Source organism: Sphingomonas sp. CCH9-F2, from assembly GCF_001556735.1.
Taxonomy (GTDB): Bacteria; Pseudomonadota; Alphaproteobacteria; order Sphingomonadales; family Sphingomonadaceae; genus Sphingomonas; species Sphingomonas ginsenosidimutans.
The window spans coordinates 1-1,172 of sequence record NZ_LSJO01000414.1 but is presented as its reverse complement, the minus strand read 5'-3'; the positions used below and the strand labels follow the sequence as shown (position 1 = coordinate 1,172).

The 1,172-nt window shown below is 63.6% G+C and carries 2 pseudogenes; one reads left to right on the top strand and one right to left on the bottom strand.

Annotated features, from left to right (window positions below):
- Window positions 1–333: pseudogene (locus AX685_RS11845) on the bottom strand (integrase core domain-containing protein); the annotation flags it as partial.
- Window positions 334–487: 154 nt separating this feature from the next.
- On the opposite strand from AX685_RS11845, the pseudogene AX685_RS11840 reads away from it, so the two are divergent.
- Window positions 488–1,117: pseudogene (locus AX685_RS11840) on the top strand (IS110 family transposase); the annotation flags it as partial.
- Window positions 1,118–1,172 lie beyond the last annotated feature (55 nt).

The window sequence follows — 1,172 nt, the reverse complement described above, 5'->3', positions numbered from 1 at the left end:
CATTGTCGTCTCCGCCGCCATTGCCGGTCGGAGGTGGAGCGAAGCGGAACCGGAGGCCGGCAATGGCGGTGTCGCCGCTTCCGGGGCGGGTGGTCGATAGCCGAGGCTGCTGTGCGGTCGGACAGTGTTGTAGTGACGCCGCCACGCCTCGATCAGCACCCTGGCTTCAGCGAGGGTGTAGAAGATCTCGCCGTTCAGCAGCTCATCCCGCAGCGAGCCGTTGAAGCTCTCGTTGTAGCCGTTCTCCCATGGCGAGCCCGGGGCGATGTAGAGCGTCTTCACGCCGATCTGCCTGAGCCAGGTCTGGACGGCGGCGGCGATGAACTCGCTGCCATAGCACATTGGGAAGCGCTGGTTTGGGAGCCGCTATGGCCCTGATGAAGACAAGGCCGCGTAGCGGCCGCAGGCTTCATCAGGGCAAGCCATGACCGGTCAGCAGGTATCTAAAGTGAGGTTGTCGAGACAACACTTTGGAGGCTGACCGACCATGACCAAGCTCACCTCTACGCCTGCCGGCGCCGTGCTGGTAGCTATCGATATGTCCAAGAGCCGGCAGGAGGTTCTCATCGAGCGACCGGAAGGCGGCCGGCGCCGGCGGATGACCGTCATGGCAACCAGGCAGGACTATGACGGCTTTGCCGAAAAACTCGCTGCCATCGGGCGCCCTATCATTGTCGGGTTCGAGGCGACGGGTAATTACCATCGCACGCTGGCACATCGGCTGCTGACGGCAGGGTTCGAGCTGCGCCTCATCTCGTCGGTCGCGCTCGCCAGAACGCGCGAGGCGCTGCACAATGGCTGGGACAAGAACGACCCCAAGGACGCGCAGGTCATCCTGCACATGCTGCGGATCGGTGCGACGCAGCGCTACGTCGATCCTCTCGCCGCGGGCATCAATGACCTGCAGGAACTCTCGAAGACCCACGAAACGATCTCTAGGATGAAGACGCAGACCTGGCACCGCATCCTGACCCACTACCTGCCGCTGTACTTCCCCGAGATCGCCCGCTTCGCAGGCAACAGCCGGTCCGACTGGTTTCTCGCGCTCATCGAGCGGTTCCCCACTCCTGCCAGCATCACCGCGCTCGACGCTGGGGCATTCTCGGCAGCTGCCTGGTGTCGTTGCCCCCTAATTGCCTGACGAGGCCTCGCGGGTTTGGGTGATGTACTCG